Source organism: Kitasatospora sp. NEAU-CNBT7 (genome assembly GCF_057220535.1).
The window spans coordinates 1-1,151 of the sequence record NZ_JBXQQB010000131.1 but is presented as its reverse complement, the minus strand read 5'-3'; the positions used below and the strand labels follow the sequence as shown (position 1 = coordinate 1,151).

General features: G+C 56.8%; 1 rRNA gene. It reads left to right on the top strand.

Annotated elements, in window-relative coordinates:
* Nucleotides 1–1,151 (top strand): 23S ribosomal RNA (locus AC2TEW_RS39030); the annotation flags it as partial.

Here is a 1,151-nt window from a genome sequence, read left to right as displayed (position 1 = left end):
GCGGCTCACTTGAGCTTCTCCCAAGTAGCACGGAGCCCGAGAAATTCCGTGTGAATCTGGCGGGACCACCCGCTAAGCCTAAATATTCCCTGGTGACCGATAGCGGATAGTACCGTGAGGGAATGGTGAAAAGTACCGCGGGAGCGGAGTGAAATAGTACCTGAAACCGTGTGCCTACAAGCCGTGGGAGCGTCGTTCGTCAGCTTGCTGGCGGGCCGTGACTGCGTGCCTTTTGAAGAATGAGCCTGCGAGTTTGCGGTGTGTAGCGAGGTTAACCCGTGTGGGGTAGCCGTAGCGAAAGCGAGTCCGAATAGGGCGTTTGAGTTGCATGCCCAAGACCCGAAGCGGAGTGATCTAGCCATGGGCAGGTTGAAGCGCGGGTAAGACCGTGTGGAGGACCGAACCCACCAGGGTTGAAAACCTGGGGGATGACCTGTGGTTAGGGGTGAAAGGCCAATCAAACTCCGTGATAGCTGGTTCTCCCCGAAATGCATTTAGGTGCAGCGTCGTGTGTTTCTTGCCGGAGGTAGAGCACTGGATAGGCGATGGGCCTCACCGGGTTACTGACCTTAGCCAAACTCCGAATGCCGGTAAGTGAGAGCACGGCAGTGAGACTGTGGGGGATAAGCTCCATGGTCGAGAGGGAAACAGCCCAGAACACCGACTAAGGTCCCTAAGCGTGTGCTAAGTGGGAAAGGATGTGGAGTCGCAGAGACAACCAGGAGGTTGGCTTAGAAGCAGCCACCCTTGAAAGAGTGCGTAATAGCTCACTGGTCAAGTGATTCCGCGCCGACAATGTAGCGGGGCTCAAGTACACCACCGAAGTCGTGTCATTCACACATGAGGCCCAACGGCTGTGTGGATGGGTAGGGGAGCGTCGTGTGCCGGGTGAAGCAGCGGAGGAATCCAGTTGTGGACGGTACACGAGTGAGAATGCAGGCATGAGTAGCGATACAAGAGTGGGAAACTCTTGCGCCGATTGACCAAGGGTTCCTGGGTCAAGCTGATCTGCCCAGGGTAAGTCGGGACCTAAGGCGAGGCCGACAGGCGTAGTCGATGGACAACGGGTTGATATTCCCGTACCCGCTTTGAAGCGCCAACGTCGAACCTCTGAATGCTAAAGCCGTGAAGCCGGCCCGGAGTCTTCGGAC